Origin of the sequence: Pseudomonas sp. NPDC077649 (assembly GCF_044542855.1) — a bacterium.
In the GTDB taxonomy this organism is placed as follows: domain Bacteria; phylum Pseudomonadota; class Gammaproteobacteria; order Pseudomonadales; family Pseudomonadaceae; genus Aquipseudomonas.
Genome location: NZ_JBITVF010000008.1, coordinates 118,999 through 133,878, shown reverse-complemented (window position 1 = coordinate 133,878; position 14,880 = coordinate 118,999). Strand labels below are relative to the sequence as shown.

The 14,880-nt window shown below is 65.0% G+C and carries 15 protein-coding genes; 3 read left to right on the top strand and 12 right to left on the bottom strand.

The features are described from left to right. Positions 1 to 43 precede the first annotated feature (43 nt). The 4 genes from ACIGFL_RS21220 to ACIGFL_RS21205 all read right to left on the bottom strand — a co-directional run bounded on the left by ACIGFL_RS21220 (position 44) and on the right by ACIGFL_RS21205 (position 3,695). Positions 44 to 835, bottom strand: a complete 792-nt coding sequence (locus tag ACIGFL_RS21220; RefSeq protein ID WP_397498467.1) for an ABC transporter ATP-binding protein — start codon at positions 833 to 835, stop codon at positions 44 to 46. A 10-nt stretch (positions 836 to 845) separates the two neighbouring features. Further along, positions 846 to 1,697, bottom strand: a complete 852-nt coding sequence (gene ntrB, locus ACIGFL_RS21215; RefSeq protein WP_397498466.1) for a nitrate ABC transporter permease — start codon at positions 1,695 to 1,697, stop codon at positions 846 to 848. A 12-nt stretch (positions 1,698 to 1,709) separates the two neighbouring features. Then, positions 1,710 to 2,993 (bottom strand): ABC transporter substrate-binding protein, encoded by a 1,284-nt coding sequence (locus tag ACIGFL_RS21210; protein ID WP_397498465.1) that lies wholly within the window; start codon positions 2,991 to 2,993, stop codon positions 1,710 to 1,712. Positions 2,994 to 3,380: 387 nt separating this feature from the next. Continuing rightward, a complete protein-coding gene (locus ACIGFL_RS21205) occupies positions 3,381 to 3,695 on the bottom strand; it encodes a hypothetical protein (RefSeq protein ID WP_021445895.1) in 315 nt (104 codons plus the stop codon). 148 nt (positions 3,696 to 3,843) lie between these two features. Here ACIGFL_RS21205 and ACIGFL_RS21200 point away from each other — a divergent pair, with 148 nt between their 5' ends. Next, entirely contained in the window at positions 3,844 to 4,236 is a 393-nt protein-coding gene (locus tag ACIGFL_RS21200) for a lipoprotein (RefSeq protein WP_021445894.1), read from the top strand. Between the two features lie 34 nt (positions 4,237 to 4,270). On the opposite strand, the gene alaC is transcribed toward ACIGFL_RS21200, so the two are convergent. From alaC to acnB, 5 genes are all read right to left on the bottom strand, one after another. Continuing rightward, a complete protein-coding gene (gene alaC, locus ACIGFL_RS21195) occupies positions 4,271 to 5,500 on the bottom strand; it encodes an alanine transaminase (protein ID WP_021445893.1) in 1,230 nt (409 codons plus the stop codon). A gap of 154 nt (positions 5,501 to 5,654) precedes the next feature. Further along, positions 5,655 to 6,233, bottom strand: a complete 579-nt coding sequence (locus ACIGFL_RS21190) for an ANTAR domain-containing response regulator (protein WP_122109786.1) — start codon at positions 6,231 to 6,233, stop codon at positions 5,655 to 5,657. Between the two features lie 18 nt (positions 6,234 to 6,251). Then, on the bottom strand, positions 6,252 to 7,463 hold the full coding sequence (locus tag ACIGFL_RS21185) for a CmpA/NrtA family ABC transporter substrate-binding protein (RefSeq protein ID WP_397498464.1): 1,212 nt from the start codon (positions 7,461 to 7,463) through the stop codon (positions 6,252 to 6,254). A gap of 188 nt (positions 7,464 to 7,651) precedes the next feature. Continuing rightward, complete coding sequence (locus ACIGFL_RS21180; RefSeq protein ID WP_122109788.1) at positions 7,652 to 7,861, bottom strand: YgdI/YgdR family lipoprotein; 210 nt, start codon at positions 7,859 to 7,861, stop codon at positions 7,652 to 7,654. A 143-nt stretch (positions 7,862 to 8,004) separates the two neighbouring features. Further along, complete coding sequence (acnB, locus tag ACIGFL_RS21175; protein WP_397498520.1) at positions 8,005 to 10,605, bottom strand: bifunctional aconitate hydratase 2/2-methylisocitrate dehydratase; 2,601 nt, start codon at positions 10,603 to 10,605, stop codon at positions 8,005 to 8,007. A gap of 404 nt (positions 10,606 to 11,009) precedes the next feature. Between acnB and ACIGFL_RS21170 the strand changes: the two genes are divergently transcribed. Next, positions 11,010 to 11,486: a DUF1289 domain-containing protein gene (locus tag ACIGFL_RS21170; protein ID WP_031303887.1), complete on the top strand. Its 477-nt coding sequence runs from the start codon at positions 11,010 to 11,012 to the stop codon at positions 11,484 to 11,486. A 128-nt stretch (positions 11,487 to 11,614) separates the two neighbouring features. Here the strand turns inward: ACIGFL_RS21170 and ACIGFL_RS21165 are convergent, their stop codons facing one another. Continuing rightward, positions 11,615 to 12,478 carry a universal stress protein gene (locus tag ACIGFL_RS21165; RefSeq protein ID WP_122107997.1) on the bottom strand — a complete coding sequence of 288 codons (864 nt, stop codon included), beginning with the start codon at positions 12,476 to 12,478 and terminating at the stop codon, positions 11,615 to 11,617. Positions 12,479 to 12,635: 157 nt separating this feature from the next. Between ACIGFL_RS21165 and ACIGFL_RS21160 the strand changes: the two genes are divergently transcribed. After that, positions 12,636 to 13,289, top strand: a complete 654-nt coding sequence (locus ACIGFL_RS21160) for a tRNA-(ms[2]io[6]A)-hydroxylase (RefSeq protein ID WP_021445887.1) — start codon at positions 12,636 to 12,638, stop codon at positions 13,287 to 13,289. A 105-nt stretch (positions 13,290 to 13,394) separates the two neighbouring features. On the opposite strand, the gene lpxH is transcribed toward ACIGFL_RS21160, so the two are convergent. Next, a complete protein-coding gene (gene lpxH, locus ACIGFL_RS21155) occupies positions 13,395 to 14,138 on the bottom strand; it encodes a UDP-2,3-diacylglucosamine diphosphatase (protein WP_397498463.1) in 744 nt (247 codons plus the stop codon). A gap of 4 nt (positions 14,139 to 14,142) precedes the next feature. Then, positions 14,143 to 14,640, bottom strand: a complete 498-nt coding sequence (locus ACIGFL_RS21150) for a peptidylprolyl isomerase (protein WP_021445885.1) — start codon at positions 14,638 to 14,640, stop codon at positions 14,143 to 14,145. Positions 14,641 to 14,880: the final 240 nt, after the last annotated feature.

The following is a 14,880-nucleotide window of genomic DNA, read 5'->3' as shown; positions in this document are numbered from 1 at the left end:
TTCAACCGCTCCGACCAGCGTGCCAGAGCGGTTGCCGCGCCTGTCAGGCGGCCGGGCGCTGCTGGCGCTGGTAGAGGAACTCCAGTACCGCACCGCGATAGCCGTGGTACTGCGCGTCATTGGCCAGCGCTAGGCGGTCGCGCGGGCGCGCCAGCTCCACCTTGAGGATCTCGCCGACGGTGGCGGCCGGGCCGTTGGTCATCATCACGATGCGATCGGACAGCAGCACCGCTTCGTCGACGTCGTGGGTGACCATCACCACGGTGCTGTGGGTCGCGCCGACGATGCGCAGCAGTTCGTCCTGCAGGTGGGCGCGGGTCAGCGCATCGAGGGCGCCGAACGGCTCGTCCATCAGCAGCACCTTGGGCTCCATGGCCAGGGCACGGGCGATGCCGACGCGCTGCTTCATGCCGCCGGAGATTTCGCTGGGGTGCTTGTGCATGGCATGGGCGAGGCCGACCAACTGCAGCGCCTGCTCGGTGCGCGCCTTGAGCTGGGCCTTGCTCTCGCGTGCGCCGAAGACCTTCTCCACGGCCAGGTGGACGTTGCCGTAGCAGGTCATCCAGGGCAGCAGGCTGTGGTTCTGGAACACCACGGCGCGTTCGGGGCCGGGGCCGTCGATCTCGCGGCCGTTGCAGATCAGCCCGCCCGCGCTGGCTTCGAGCAGGCCGGCGATCAGGTTGAGCACGGTGGATTTGCCGCAGCCGGAGTGGCCGATCAGCGAGACGAACTCGCCGCGGGCGATGCTCAGGTTGACGCCTTCCAGGGCCTGGAAGCGGCCTTTCTTGGTGTCGAAGTGTTTGCTGACGGCGGTCAGCTCGACGAACTTATCCATGGGTGGCTCCTTAATTCGCGTAGTCGAAGCGCTTGGCCAGCAGCAGGAGCGCCTGCTCCAGGGCCAGGCCGACCAGGCCGACGATGATGATGGCGATGAGGATGTGTTCGACGTTGAGGTTGTTCCACTCGTCCCACACCCAGAAGCCCAGGCCGATGCCACCGGTGAGCATCTCCGCGGCGACTATCACCAGCCAGGCCACGCCGATGGCCAGGCGGATGCCGGTCATCAGGTGCGGCAGCACGGCGGGAAACAGGATGCGCGTCAGCACCTTGAACTCCGACAGCTTGAGCACGCGGGCCACGTTCAGGTAGTCCTGCGGCACGCTGGCGACGCCGGCGGCGGTGTTGAGGATGATCGGCCAGATCGAGCTGATGAAGATCACCCAGATCGACGCCGGGCCCGCGGCCTCGAACACCAGCAGGCCGATTGGCAGCCAGGCCAGCGGCGACACCGGACGCAGCAGGCTGATGATCGGCGCCAGCATGCCGGCGAGGAAGGCGAAGCGGCCGATGGCGAAGCCCAGCGGAATGCCCACCAGCGCCGCCAGGCCAAAGCCGACGCCGACCCGGCCGAGCGAGTTGAGGATGTTCCAGCCGATGCCCATGTCATTGGGGCCGTTGTCGTAGAAGGGATCGGCGAACAGCACCAGGGCGGCCTGCCAGGTGCTCAGCGGGCCGGGCAGGCCCTCGCTGTGCTGGGCGAGCAGGGCCCACAGGCCGATGAAGGCGAGGATGCCCAGCAGCGGCGCGATGGCCGCCTTGAGCCCGTTGCCGAGGGTCTGCACGCTGGGCAGCAGGGTCATGGGCGAGAAGCGCGGCTTGGCCAGCTGCGGCAGCGGAGTTTTCAGGGGCGCATTCATGGTCACCTCCGATCAGGCTTTGATGGCGAAGGAGTCGGCGTAGGCGGCCGGGTTGCTGCCGTCCCAGACCACGCCGTCGATCAGCGTGCTGCTGCGCAGCGGGCTGCTCGGCACGGCCAGCTTGAGGGCGCCGGCCGCCTCGGCGTAGAGCGCGGTCTGGTTGATCTGCGCCGCCACGGCGGCGTAATCCGGCGCGTCCTTGAGCAGGCCCCAGCGCTTGAACTGGGTGAGGAACCACATGCCGTCGGAGTGGTAGGGGAAGTTGACGCTGCCGTCCTTGCAGAAGGTCATGGCGTGCTCGTCCTGCCAGCTGTTGCCGAGGCCGTCCTCGTACTGGGCGAGAAAGCGCGGTTCAATCACCTGTACCGGCGCGTTGACGTAGGCCTTGCCGGAAATCAGCTTGGCGGTGCTCTTGCGGTTCTCCTCGCTGGCCTCGATGAAGCGGCTGGCGTCGAGCACCGCCATGATCAGTGCGCGGGCGGCATTGGGATACTGCTCGATAAAGGCGCGGGTGGTGCCAAGCACCTTCTCCGGGTGGTCCGGCCAGATCTGCTGGGTGGTGGTGGCGGTGAAGCCGATCTTGTCGAAGATCGCCCGCGCGCCCCAGGGCTCGCCGACGCAGAAGCCGTCCATGTTGCCGACGCGCATGTTGGCGACCATCTGTGGCGGCGGCACGACGATGGTCTTCACGTCGCTCAAGGGGTTGATGCCCAGGCTGCCGAGCCAGTAGTACAGCCACATGGCGTGGGTGCCGGTGGGGAAGGTCTGGGCGAAGGTCAGCGGGTTGCCGCCTTTCTTCACGTGCGCGGCCAGTTGCGCGCCGTTGGTCACACCGGCGTCGCGCAACTGTTTGGACAGGGTGATGGCCTGGCCGTTCTGGTTCAGGCCCATCAGCACCGCCATGTCCTTCTGTGGCCCGGCCAGGCCGAGCTGGGCGCCGTACATCATGCCGTAGAGCACGTGGGCGGCATCCAGCTCGCCGGTGTTGAGCTTGTCGCGCACGCCGGCCCAGGAGGCTTCCTTGCTCGGGGTGATGCTCAGGCCGTACTTCTCGCCGAAGCCCTGGGTGGCGGCCACCACCACCGAGGCGCAGTCGGTCAGGGGGATGAAGCCGACTTTCAGCGCGGCCTTTTCCGGTGCGTCGGAGCCGGCGGCCCAGGCCGCACTGCGCAGTGAGGCCGGCGCCGACAGGCCGAGCGCGGCGATGCCGCCAACGGCACCGGCGAGGGCGATGGATTGCTTGAGGAAGTTGCGGCGGCTGGTATCCAGGGGCTTGTTCGAATCACGCTCGGTCATGGGGCTAATCCTTGTCAGGCACATAAACAAAAAACGGCGTACGCCAGGCCGCCTCGGTAAGAGGAGGTGGCCTGACGGACGCCGTTGTCCGTGATCCTCGGCCCGCCGCCGTTGGCGTGCTACGCAGGATGGTTGACAGGGACGTAGCAAGGGGCTTGCCAGTTTTTCCAGGCAAAGACCCTGACGTTCTCGGCAGCGCACGGCGAGTGCCGCAGGGGCCTCAGCTGGCGAATGGCTAGCCGATAGAAATCAATGACTTGGATATGGGCTGGAGCCATTGGCAGGGGCCTGCCGGGCGGCCCAGCAGCCGCCGGCGCCGGCGCGCTCGTGGGCCAATGGCGTGCATGGCCGGGCGCCGCTGAGCCGTTTTGGTTCGAGGTGCCGAGCTCAGGAGGCTGGCTGGACGCGCGCTTCCTCGACGAAATCGCGCAGCCAGCGCAGCACTTCCACCGCCTCCCAGCGCGCCGGGTCGAACAGGGCGTAGGCCAGGCCCTGATAGCCGACCACATCCAGCTGGCGGTGGTAGCCGGCGCGCTGCAGCAGCGCCTCGATCTCGGCGAAGCAGGTGTTGAAGTGCTGGCGGTTAAAGGGCGTGCGGTTCTCGGTGACGATGCCCTCGAGCTGCAGTTCCTCGACCATTTCGCGCACCCGCTCCAGCGGCATGCGGTTCACCCGGTGTTTCAGCTGCAGTACGTCCAGCATGGTGCGGCACCTGTGCATTGGTTCGAGAGACCAAGGGTAAACGAAAAATACTGTACAAATAAACAGTGTTGGTGAATAGTGAGGCCACTGCAGCGACATCGACCCGTCCGCCCCGCACGGTGGACGCCTTGCGAGAGGAGAATTGGCAATGCAACAGATGCTGATGACGATTGTGCTATTGGCTGTGCTGAGCGGCTGCGCCCAGCCGCAGATCGAACGGCCGCAGGCCAATGGCGCCTACCTGGTGATCGAGGGCGAGCAGGCCTGGGCCGTGCTGGTGTCCGACGGCCGGCGCGTGGAGGAGGCGGGCAGGGTGCTGGACGTGATCCGCCTGCCCGGACATCACTCGAGCATTGCCGCCAGCTACGTGATCGACACGCCCAACTGCGGCAAGCTGCAGTGGCTGACCGAGCGCCATGGCGCGGCGGAGGGGGAAACCACCCTGCTGCCGGCGGCGTTCAACGAGGAGTTGGCCAGCCCGGGCTGCGTGCTGGCCCAGGGCCTGAGTCGCGCCTGGACGGCGCTGGATTATTCCGGCTGATATGACCAGGGCGCCTCGCGGCGCCCTGGTGGCTTTACTCGTCAGCGGCCTTGGCCTTCTTCGCCGGCAGCAGGCCGTCGGCGCGGAACATCGCCTTGATCCCGCGCAGCGCCTGGCGGGTGCGATCCTGGTTCTCGATCAGGGCGAAGCGCACGTGGTCGTCGCCGTAGTCGCCGAAGCCCAGGCCCGGCGAGACGCAGACCTTGGCTTCGGCCAGCAGCTTCTTGGCGAATTCCAGCGAGCCGAGCGGGGCATAGGCCTCGGGAATCTTGGCCCAGACGTACATCGAGGCCTTGGGTTTTTCCACCATCCAGCCGATCTCGTGCAGGCCCTTGACCAGCAGGTTGCGACGCTGGCGGTACTGCTCGGCGATGTCGCGCACGCACTGCTGGTCGCCTTCCAGGGCGGCGATAGCGGCCACCTGCAGCGGAGTGAAGGTGCCATAGTCGTGGTAGCTCTTGATCCGCGCCAGGGCGGACACGAGTTCTTTATTGCCGACCATAAAGCCGATGCGCCAGCCGGCCATGTTGTAGCTCTTGGACAGGGTGAAGAACTCCACCGCGATGTCCTTGGCCCCCGGCACCTGCATGATCGAGGGGGCCTGCCAGCCGTCGTAGACGATGTCGGCGTAGGCCAGGTCGTGCACCACCAGCACGTCGTACTGCTTGGCCAGGGCCACCACGCGCTCGAAGAAGTCCAGCTCCACGCACTGCGCGGTGGGGTTGGAGGGAAACCCCAAGATCATCATCTTCGGCTTGGGGATGGATTCGCGAATCGCCCGTTCCAGCTCGGCGAAGAAGTCCACCCCCGGCACCAGCGGCACCGAACGCACCTGGGCGCCGGCGATCACCGCGCCGTAGATATGAATGGGGTAGCTGGGGTTGGGCACCAGCACGGTGTCGCCATGGTCCAGGGTGGCCAGCATCAGGTGCGCCAGGCCTTCCTTGGAGCCGATGGTGACTATGGCTTCGCTTTCCGGGTCGATGTCCACCGCGTAGCGCTCCTGGTACCAGCGCGAGATGGCGCGGCGCAGGCGCGGGATGCCGCGCGAGGTGGAGTAGCCGTGGGTGTCTTCGCGCTGGGCGACCTGCACCAGCTTCTCGACTATGTGCGGCGGCGTGGCGCCATCGGGGTTGCCCATGCTGAAGTCGATGATGTCCTCGCCACGGCGGCGGGCGGCCATCTTCAACTCGGCGGTGATGTTGAACACATAGGGGGGGAGACGATCGATGCGCGCAAAGCGGCGCTTGGCGTTGTCGGCCATGATTTCCTCGAAGTACGTAAGCGCCCGGAACCGTCCGAGCGACGTTGGCCACTGCGCTGGCCGGAGGCGACGATAAGGCGCCGGCAGCTCTGCTGTCCAGCGCAGTGGCGGGAAAAATTGCCGGTGCAGTGCGCCTGGGCTACTGCAGCGGCGCTCAGCCGCCGAGCATGTCGTGCATGGCGATGATCTGCTCGGCGACCTGGATCAGCTTCTGCTGGCGGCTCATGGCCTGGCGGCGCATCAGGGTGTAGGCCTCTTCCTCGTTGCAGCTCTTCATCTTCATCAGCAGGCCCTTGGCCAGCTCGATGCGTTTGCGTTCGGCCAGCTGGGCGTCGCGCGCCTGCAACTGGGCGCGCAGGGCCTGGTCGCTCTCGAAGCGGGCCATGGCCACGTCTAGAATCGGCTGCAGGCGCTGGGCGTGGATACCCTCGACGATGTAGGCGCTGACCCCGCTCTGGATCGCCTGGCGCATCACGCCGGGGTCGTGCTCGTCGGTGAACATGACGATCGGTCGCGGCTGGTCGCGGCTGACCAGCACCACCTGTTCCATCACGTCGCGGCTGGGGGACTCGGTGTCGATCAGGATCACGTCGGGGCGCACGGCCTCGACCCGCTCGGGCAGGTCGATGGTCAGCCCGGACTCGTCGATCACCTCGAAGCCGGCCTCGATCAGCGCGCACTTGAGGCGGCCGACCTTCTTCGGGGTGTCGTTGATCAGCAGGATACGCAGCATCGTGGACTCTCCGGGCGATTACAGGGCGACAGCCGGGCTGTCGGCCAGGGCGTGGAGACGGAAGCTGCGGGCGTAGCCGGCCGGGTCGCTGCCGTCCCAGCGGGTGCCATCCTGCAGCGTGGCGCTGCGCATGTCCGCGGGTATGGGGATATTCAGCGCCTGCGCCGCCTCGCGGTAAAGCTCCAGTTGCTGCACCTGGCGGGCGACGCCGAGGTAGTCGGGGTCGCTGCGCAGCAGGCCCCAGCGGCGGAACTGGGTCATGAACCACATGGCGTCGGACAGGTAGGGCAGGTTCACCGCGCCCTCGCCATGAAAGCGCAGCGGATGGGCGTCCTGCCAGGCGTGACCGAGGCCGTCCTGGTACTGGCCGAGAAAACGGGGCTGAATGGCCGACAGCGGTGCGTCGACGTAGTCGCGGCCGCTGAGCAGTTGTGCCGTGCTGCGCTTGTTCTCCTCGCTCTCGTCGATGAAGCGACTGGCTTCCAGCACCGCCATGATCAGCGCGCGGGCGGTATTGGGATACTGCAGGGCGAATTCGCGGGTGCAGCCGAGCACCTTCTCGGGGTGATCGGCCCAGATCGACTGACTGGTGGCGACGGTACAGCCAAGGCCCTCGTCCACCGCCTGCGCGCTCCACGGTTCGCCGACGCAGAGACCGTCGATGCGGCGCGCCTTGAGGTGCGCGATCATCTGCGGCGGCGGCACCACCACGCTGTCGACGTCGTGCAATGGGTGAATGCCCTGGCTGGCCAGCCAGTAATAGAGCCACATGGCGTGGGTGCCGGTGGGGAAGGTCTGGGCGAAGGTCAGGCGTGCACCTTGTTGGTGCGCGCGATGCAGCAGTGCTTCGCCACTGCTCACGCCTGCGGCCAGCAGCGGCTGCGACAGGTTGATGCTCTGACCGTTCTGGTTCAGGCCCATCAGGACCGCCATGTCGGTAGCCGGAGCGCCGCCCAAGCCGAACTGGACACCATAGATCAGGCCGTAGAGGCTGTGCGCGGCGTCCAGTTCGCCGCTCAGCAGCTTGTCGCGCAGCCCGGCCCAGGAACTCTGGCGCTGCAGATTGAGGGTCAGTCCGTGTTTCTCGGCGAAGCCCTGAGTGGCGGCCACTATCACCGAGGCGGCATCGGTCAGGGCCATGAAACCGATGTTCAGCGTACGCTTCTCCGGCGCATCGCCGATCCCGGCTCCACCCGGCGCATCGCTGAGGACTGCTTGTCGTTCGCTCATGTTGCTTGTCCCTTCTCCACGCAAAAAGGCGCCGCACCCACGTCCGCCACTGGGGCAGCAGGGGAACGACGCCATTGTCGTGAGCGGCTTCCGCCGTTGGAAGCGCTCTGTTATCGGGACTGAAGCAATGCATATGCCATCACGGGCGGCGTGCTGGCGTTTGCCGATCTTTGAGGGGGAGGCGCTAGCTAGCGCTCCAGCATCTGCTTGACGTTGCTCTGCGGGATCTGCTGCTTGCGGCCTTCGCTGTCGGTGAACTCGAGCATGCCGGTGTCCCGATCCAGTTCCGGCTTGCCGTCGCTGGTGAGCATCTGTCCATCGGTGGTGGTGATGATGTACTCGCTGCTGCAGCCGGCCAGGCCGAACAGGCACAGGGCGGCGATGATCCATGGCTTCATGATGTGCTCCTGAATGGTCGTATGGGGTGTTCCCAATTCAGAAGGTAGACGCTGCCGTTGCCGCCGCAAGGCGCCGCGACGTTTTGCGCCAGCCATAAACAACAAGCCCCGCACGGGGCGGGGCTTGTTCTACAGCGCTGGGATCAGGCCTGAACGACCGGGATCTTGGCGTTGGCCGCCGCTTCGCGGAAGTCGGCGATCTGGTCGAAGCTCAGGTAGCGGTAGATATCGCCAGCCATGCTGTCGATATCCTTGGCGTAGACCATGTACTCCTCGACGGTCGGCAGCTTGCCGAGAATCGAAGCGACCGCGGCCAGTTCGGCAGAGGCCAGGTACACGTTGGCGCCATCGCCCAGACGGTTCGGGAAGTTACGGGTGGAGGTCGATACCACGGTGGAGTTGGCAGCCACACGTGCCTGGTTACCCATGCACAGCGAGCAGCCCGGCATCTCCATACGTGCACCGGCCTTGCCGTAGATGCCGTAGTAGCCTTCTTCGGTCAGCTGGTGAGCATCCATCTTGGTCGGCGGCGACAGCCACAGACGGGTCGGGATACCGCCCTTGACCTTGTCCAGCAGCTTACCGGCAGCGCGGAAGTGACCGATGTTGGTCATGCACGAACCGATGAACACTTCGTCGATCTTGTCGCCAGCCACGGTGGACAGCAGGCGGGCGTCGTCCGGGTCGTTCGGGGCGCACAGGACGGGCTCGTTGAGCTGGCTCAGGTCGATTTCGATGACTTCGGCGTACTCGGCGTCCTTGTCGGCTTCCATCAGTACCGGGTTGGCCAGCCAGGCTTCCATCGCCTGAGCACGACGCTCCAGGGTACGGGCATCACCGTAGCCTTCGCTGATCATCCAGCGCAGCAGGGTGATGTTGGACTGCAGGTATTCGGCGATGGCCGCTTCCGGCAGTTTGATGGTGCAACCGGCAGCCGAACGCTCGGCGGAGGCGTCGGACAGCTCGAAGGCCTGCTCGACGGTCAGGTTGTCCAGACCTTCGATCTCGAGGATGCGGCCGGAGAAGATGTTCTTCTTGCCCTTCTTCTCGACGGTCAGCAGGCCTTTCTGGATGGCGTAGTAGGGGATGGCATGGACCAGGTCACGCAGGGTGATACCGGGTTGCATCTTGCCCTTGAAGCGCACCAGCACGGATTCCGGCATGTCCAGCGGCATGACGCCGGTGGCGGCAGCGAAGGCCACCAGGCCGGAGCCTGCCGGGAAGCTGATGCCGATTGGGAAGCGGGTGTGCGAGTCGCCGCCGGTGCCGACGGTGTCCGGCAGCAGCATGCGGTTCAGCCAGCTGTGGATGATGCCGTCGCCCGGACGCAGGGACACGCCGCCACGGGTGCGGATGAAATCCGGCAGGGTGTGGTGGGTGGTAACGTCGATCGGCTTGGGATAGGCCGCGGTGTGGCAGAAGGACTGCATCACCAGGTCGGCGGAGAAGCCCAGGCACGCCAGGTCTTTCAGCTCGTCGCGGGTCATCGGGCCGGTGGTGTCCTGGGAGCCGACGGTGGTCATCTTCGGTTCGCAGTAGGTGCCCGGACGCACGCCTTCGACGCCGCAGGCCTTGCCGACCATCTTCTGCGCCAGGGTGAAACCCTTGGTGCTGGCAGCAGGCTGGTCCGGCTTCTTGAACAGGTCGGAGGAGCCCAGGCCCAGTTCGGCACGCGCCTTCTCGGTCAGGCCACGGCCGACGATCAGCGGGATACGGCCGCCAGCGCGGACTTCGTCGAGCAGCACCGGGGTTTTCAGTTCGAAGGTGGTGATGACGTCGTCGGTGCCGTGCTTGCAGACTTTGCCAGCGTACGGGTAGACATCGATCACGTCGCCCATGTTGATGTTCGATACGTCGAACTCGATCGGCAGGGCGCCGGCATCTTCCATGGTGTTGTAGAAGATCGGGGCGATCTTGGTGCCGAAGCAGAAGCCGCCAGCGCGCTTGTTCGGAACGTAAGGAATGTCGTCACCGAAGAACCACAGCACCGAGTTGGTGGCGGACTTACGGGACGAACCGGTACCGACCACGTCACCGACGTAGGCAACCGGGAAACCCTTGGCCTTGATCTCTTCGATCTGCTTCAGCGGGCCGATGGCGCCTTGCTGCTGCGGCACGATGCCGTCGCGAGCCATTTTCAGCATGGCCAGGGCGTGCAGCGGGATGTCGGGGCGCGACCAGGCGTCCGGAGCGGGGGACAGGTCGTCGGTGTTGGTTTCGCCCGGCACCTTGAACACGGCCAGGCTGTATTTCTCGGCGATGGCCGGCTTGTTGGTGAACCACTCGCCATCGGCCCAGGACTGCAGCACGGCCTTGGCGTTGGCATTGCCGGCCTTGGCCTTCTCGGCGACGTCGTGGAAGGCGTCGAACATCAGCAGGGTGTGCTTGAGTTGCTCGGCGGCAACGGCGCCCAGGGTGGCGTCGTCCAGCAGCTCGACCATGGTGGCGATGTTGTAGCCGCCCTGCATGGTACCCAGCAGCTCGACGGCGCGTTGCTTGCTGATCAGCGGGGAAGTGGCTTCGCCCTTGGCCACGGCAGAGAGGAAACCGGCCTTGACGTAGGCGGCTTCATCGACGCCTGGCGGTACGCGGTTGGTGATCAGGTCTACGAGGAATTCTTCTTCGCCAGCCGGCGGGTTTTTCAGCAGCTCGACCAGGCCTGCGGTTTGTTCGGCGTTCAGCGGCTGGGGCACGATACCCTGAGCGGCACGCTCTGCTACGTGTTTGCGATAGGCTTCAAGCACAGTTATTACCCTCATCAGTGGTCCCAAAGGGTTGTCCGGGACGCGATCCAGATACTCATGAACCAGGCGCTTTTCGACTTTATGAGCCGATCAGCCGAGGTTTCACGAGTCTCTTGTAGAAGCTGCTTTCAAAGTTTTACGCCGGCAGGACGGGGTCTGATGAGGGCGGGCGCAGAGGCTCGGGGGGACTCCGAGTGACTGCGCCGCCATCGTACCTGCAGGATCGACTGTGCTCGTGACGCTTTGAAAACAGCTTCCAACGGACATTGGCGCCGTAAAAGGCGGGCCGATTCTAATGGAAAGCGCGGATAAAGTTAAGCCAAAGCCCTGGGCTTGGCGGGGGTGATCTTGCTTAGACAAAGGGCTAACATGCTCGGCCGTCCTGCTGTCTATATTGCTTCTCCATGTCCAATCAACGCATCAAGACGCCTTGCGTGGGTCTGTGCTCGACCGTTTACGGCGATGTGGTATGCCGCGGTTGCAAGCGTTTTCACCACGAGGTGATCAACTGGAACAGCTACGGCGACGAGGAAAAGCGCGCCGTCTGGCTGCGCCTGGAAGTGTTGCTGGTGCAGGTGATGACGGCCAAGGTCGAGGTGTTCGACGAGCAGCGCCTGCGCACCCAGCTGGAGCAGCGGCAAATCCGTTTCGTGCCGCAGCAGTCGCCCTATTGCTGGGCCTACCAGCTGATCGCACGCGGCGCGCGGGTGATCAACCAGCTCGATGCCTACGGCATGGCGCTGCTGCCCGAGTTCCGTGGTTGGGCCTTGCCGGAGCTGCGTGACGCCATCGACCGCGAGTTCTTCCTGCTCTCCGAGGCGCACTACGAGCGCTATATCGCGCCGAAATTCCTCCGCGAAGGCCTGGAACTGCGTGTGTGAGACCGGGTGGGTAGCCCGGATGCAATCCGCCAGCTCGCGCACGGCGATCCACTGCCTGGCTTTTGTCCGGAGCACAAAAAATGCCGCTCGCATTTGCGAGCGGCATTTTTGTCTGGCTGGCGTTTATTTCAGCGTTGCGCCACCAGCTCTTCGAGGTGGGCGATGATCTCGTCCGGCTTGAGCACCAGCACGTCGCTTTCCAGCGAGTCGAGAATCACTTCGGCGGTATTGCCGATCAGGGCGCCGGACAGCCCGGTGCGCGCCACGGTGCCGATCACAGTGACCACGGCGCTGAGCTGGTGGGCGATCTGTGGGATCAGCACGTCGGCCGGGCCTTCGACTATGTGCAGGCGGTCGTCGCCGATCTCGTATTCGGCCTGGAAGCTCCTGCACTGCTCGCGGTAGCGCGCCTCGATGGTTTCCTTGAGCTGGAAGGTCGGGTCGGCCGCCGACAGCATCGGCGTTGGGTGGGCGGTGATCACGTGCAGTTCGCCCTTGGCCAGGCCGGCGATGTCGTAGCCGTGGCTGATGATGCCGGCGTGCAGGGTGCGGTGCTCGCCGTCGGCATTGCCCACGTCCACCGCGGCGAGGATGGTGCCGCCGGTCCAGGGCTTGTCGGTCTTGACCATCAGCACCGGGCCTGGGCAGTAGCGCAACAGCTTCCAGTCGTCGGGGGTGAGGATGGCTTTCTTCAGTGGGTTGTCCGGCAGATGCTGCTTGACTACCAGGCCGCAGCCTTCGGCCTGTTGCACGGCGATGATGGTCTGGTGCGGGCTGTCGTGCCAGGCCTGCTGGGCGGAGACGGCGAAACCTTCCTCGCTCAGGCTGCTGCTGAGGTCGTTGAGCCAGGCGCTGTGCTCGCCCTTCTTGTCGCACACCAGCAGGTGCAGGCGCGATTGGGTGACTCCGGCTATTAGTTTCGCGCGCTTGAGCGCGAGGCCCTCCGGGTGCTGCGGCTCCATTACCACCAGGATGCTGCGGATCGCTTGCATGGTCGTCTCCCTGAGAATGAGTGGCACTTGTTCAACTATAGCGGTGCGCGGTTGACGGGCTTGTTGACCTGCATCAACGGCGCGCTGGCCGTCTTGGCGCTCACTCGTATAATGGCCCGCCATTGCCAACCCCGCCAGCGTTCGAGAGCGCCCCCTGATGATGTCAATTGCCCAGCATATTCCGAGTAAAGGCGAGGAAAGCGCGTCGATCCTGCAGGAAATCCTCGAGTTTCTCGGCGGCGTCGCCACCCCGGCGGCCTGGCTGGACGAGGCCCTGCGCCAGCAGGAAATCCTCCTGCTCGACCACCGCAATCTGGAATACAAGGCGGCGCAGACGGCCCTGAGCCTGATGGGGCGCTACCTGACCAAGACCGAATTGACCGCGAGAATGTCGCGTTTGGCCCGTGAGGAGCTGGTGCACTTCGAGCAGGTGAGCAAGATCATCCGCGGCCGCGGCATCGAGGTCCGCCACGTTTCCGCTTCGCGCTACGCCGCCGGCCTGCGCGCGCTGCTGCGGGGCGGGGAAGTGGAGCGGCTGGTGGATGTGCTGGTGATCGGCGCCTTTATCGAGGCGCGCTCCTGCGAGCGCTTCGCCGCTCTGGTGCCGCGACTGGATGCCGAACTGGCCAAGTTCTATGCCGGGCTGCTGGAGAGCGAAGGGCGCCACTATCGGGGCTATCTCAAGCTCGCCTACCTCTATGGCGACTCAGCCGACGTGGATGCGCGTATCGAAGTGGTGCGTGCGGTGGAGCAGGAGCTGATCACCTCGGCGGACGAGCAGTTCCGTTTCCATAGCGGTGTGCCGGCCTGAAAGCGGGCGGGAGAACGCGCACAAAATATGGAGGAGCGGCTTCAGCCGCGAACACGGCGATAACGGCCTTTCGCGGCTGAAGCCGCTCCTGCAAATTTGTATGGGCTACGGTTTGGAGGCTCCTGCGGGAGCAAGCTCGAACGGCGCCTGGTTGAACCCCTCGTCATCGACCTGCAGCGCCCACCCCTGGCGATCCCAGTCACCCAGCACGATGCGCCGCGCCGCTTGGCCGTTCACGTCCAGTTCGTGCACCGCCGGCCTGTGGGTATGGCCATGGATCAGCGTGCGCACGCCGTGCGCGGCCATCACCTCCACCACCTCCGCCGGCGTGACGTCGACTATCTCGCTGGCTTTCATCCGCGTCTGTGCGCGGCTTTCGTTGCGCAGCTTGCGCGCCAGCTTCTGTCGGGTGCCCAGTGGCAGGTTGCGCAGGATCAGCAAGGACAGCGGGTTGCGCAGCCAGCGACGCAGCTTCATATAGCCGACATCCAGGGTGCACAGGCTGTCGCCGTGCATCAGCAGCACGCGCTCTCCGGCCATTTCGACCAGGCTGGGATCCTTCAGCAGGGTACAGCCGGCCTCGCGGCAGAAGCGCTGGCCGATGAGGAAGTCGCGGTTGCCGTGCATCAGGTAGATGCGCGTGCCGGCGTCGCTCAGTTCGCGCAGCGCGCGGGCGATTTCATGCTGGAAGGGCGTCATGCCATCGTCGCCGATCCAGACTTCGAAGAAGTCGCCGAGGATGTACAGCGCCTCGGCCTGGCGCGCGCGAGTGGCGAGAAAATGCAGAAACGCCCGGGTGATGTCCGGGCGTTGCTCTTCGAGATGCAGATCGGAGATCAGCAGGATCATCGACTTACTCGGCGACGACTTCGGCCTTCTCGATGATCACGTCGTCCACCGGCACGTCCTGGTGGCCGGCCTTCATGGTGGTGGCCACGGCCTTGATTTTCTCGACCACGTCCATGCCTTCGACCACTTCACCGAACACCGCGTAGCCCCAGCCCTGAACGGTCGGTGCGCTGTGGTTGAGGAAGCTATTGTCGGCGACGTTGATGAAGAACTGCGCGCTGGCCGAATGCGGCTCCATGGTGCGGGCCATGGCAATGGTGCCGACCTTGTTGGCGACGCCGTTGTTGGCTTCGTTCTTGATCGGCGCGCGGGTCGGCTTCTGCTTCATGCCCGGCTCGAAACCGCCGCCCTGGATCATGAAGTTGCCGATCACGCGGTGGAAGATGGTGCCGTCGTAGTGGCCTTCCTTCACGTACTGTTCGAAGTTGGCCACGGTTTCCGGGGCCTTGTCGGCGAACAGCTTCAGGGTGATGACGCCGTGGTTGGTGTGCAGTTTGATCATGGGGGGACTCACTCTCGAATGGGGCAGGGCACCGAGCTCGGGCGGGCGCCGGAGCGGCCACTGCATTGCAGCTGTCAGGGGGTTGACGGGTTGGGTATGATACGGGCTTTGTTCCAGTCGGCCTACCCAGGGGGAATCTCTAAAAACTACCTGCGTTGCCATTGCTGCGTTAAAAACAGGCTCGGAATGCTCATTTACAACTCGTAAACTGCGCTTCCTCGCCTGTTTGACTCGCTGGCG

What these genes read in the sequence shown, in the direction of transcription:
- ACIGFL_RS21150 (WP_021445885.1), bottom strand. Translation starts at nt 14,640, where the DNA reads ATGATCAAACTGCACACCAACCACGGCGTCATCACCCTGAAGCTGTTC.
- lpxH (WP_397498463.1), bottom strand. Translation starts at nt 14,138, where the DNA reads ATGATCCTGCTGATCTCCGATCTGCATCTCGAAGAGCAACGCCCGGAC.
- ACIGFL_RS21170 (WP_031303887.1), top strand. Translation starts at nt 11,010, where the DNA reads ATGTCCAATCAACGCATCAAGACGCCTTGCGTGGGTCTGTGCTCGACC.
- ACIGFL_RS21185 (WP_397498464.1), bottom strand. Translation starts at nt 7,463, where the DNA reads ATGAGCGAACGACAAGCAGTCCTCAGCGATGCGCCGGGTGGAGCCGGG.
- ACIGFL_RS21210 (WP_397498465.1), bottom strand. Translation starts at nt 2,993, where the DNA reads ATGACCGAGCGTGATTCGAACAAGCCCCTGGATACCAGCCGCCGCAAC.
- ACIGFL_RS21180 (WP_122109788.1), bottom strand. Translation starts at nt 7,861, where the DNA reads ATGAAGCCATGGATCATCGCCGCCCTGTGCCTGTTCGGCCTGGCCGGC.
- ACIGFL_RS21200 (WP_021445894.1), top strand. Translation starts at nt 3,844, where the DNA reads ATGCAACAGATGCTGATGACGATTGTGCTATTGGCTGTGCTGAGCGGC.
- ACIGFL_RS21160 (WP_021445887.1), top strand. Translation starts at nt 12,636, where the DNA reads ATGATGTCAATTGCCCAGCATATTCCGAGTAAAGGCGAGGAAAGCGCG.
- ACIGFL_RS21165 (WP_122107997.1), bottom strand. Translation starts at nt 12,478, where the DNA reads ATGCAAGCGATCCGCAGCATCCTGGTGGTAATGGAGCCGCAGCACCCG.
- ACIGFL_RS21205 (WP_021445895.1), bottom strand. Translation starts at nt 3,695, where the DNA reads ATGCTGGACGTACTGCAGCTGAAACACCGGGTGAACCGCATGCCGCTG.
- alaC (WP_021445893.1), bottom strand. Translation starts at nt 5,500, where the DNA reads ATGGCCGACAACGCCAAGCGCCGCTTTGCGCGCATCGATCGTCTCCCC.
- ACIGFL_RS21190 (WP_122109786.1), bottom strand. Translation starts at nt 6,233, where the DNA reads ATGCTGCGTATCCTGCTGATCAACGACACCCCGAAGAAGGTCGGCCGC.
- ACIGFL_RS21220 (WP_397498467.1), bottom strand. Translation starts at nt 835, where the DNA reads ATGGATAAGTTCGTCGAGCTGACCGCCGTCAGCAAACACTTCGACACC.
- ntrB (WP_397498466.1), bottom strand. Translation starts at nt 1,697, where the DNA reads ATGAATGCGCCCCTGAAAACTCCGCTGCCGCAGCTGGCCAAGCCGCGC.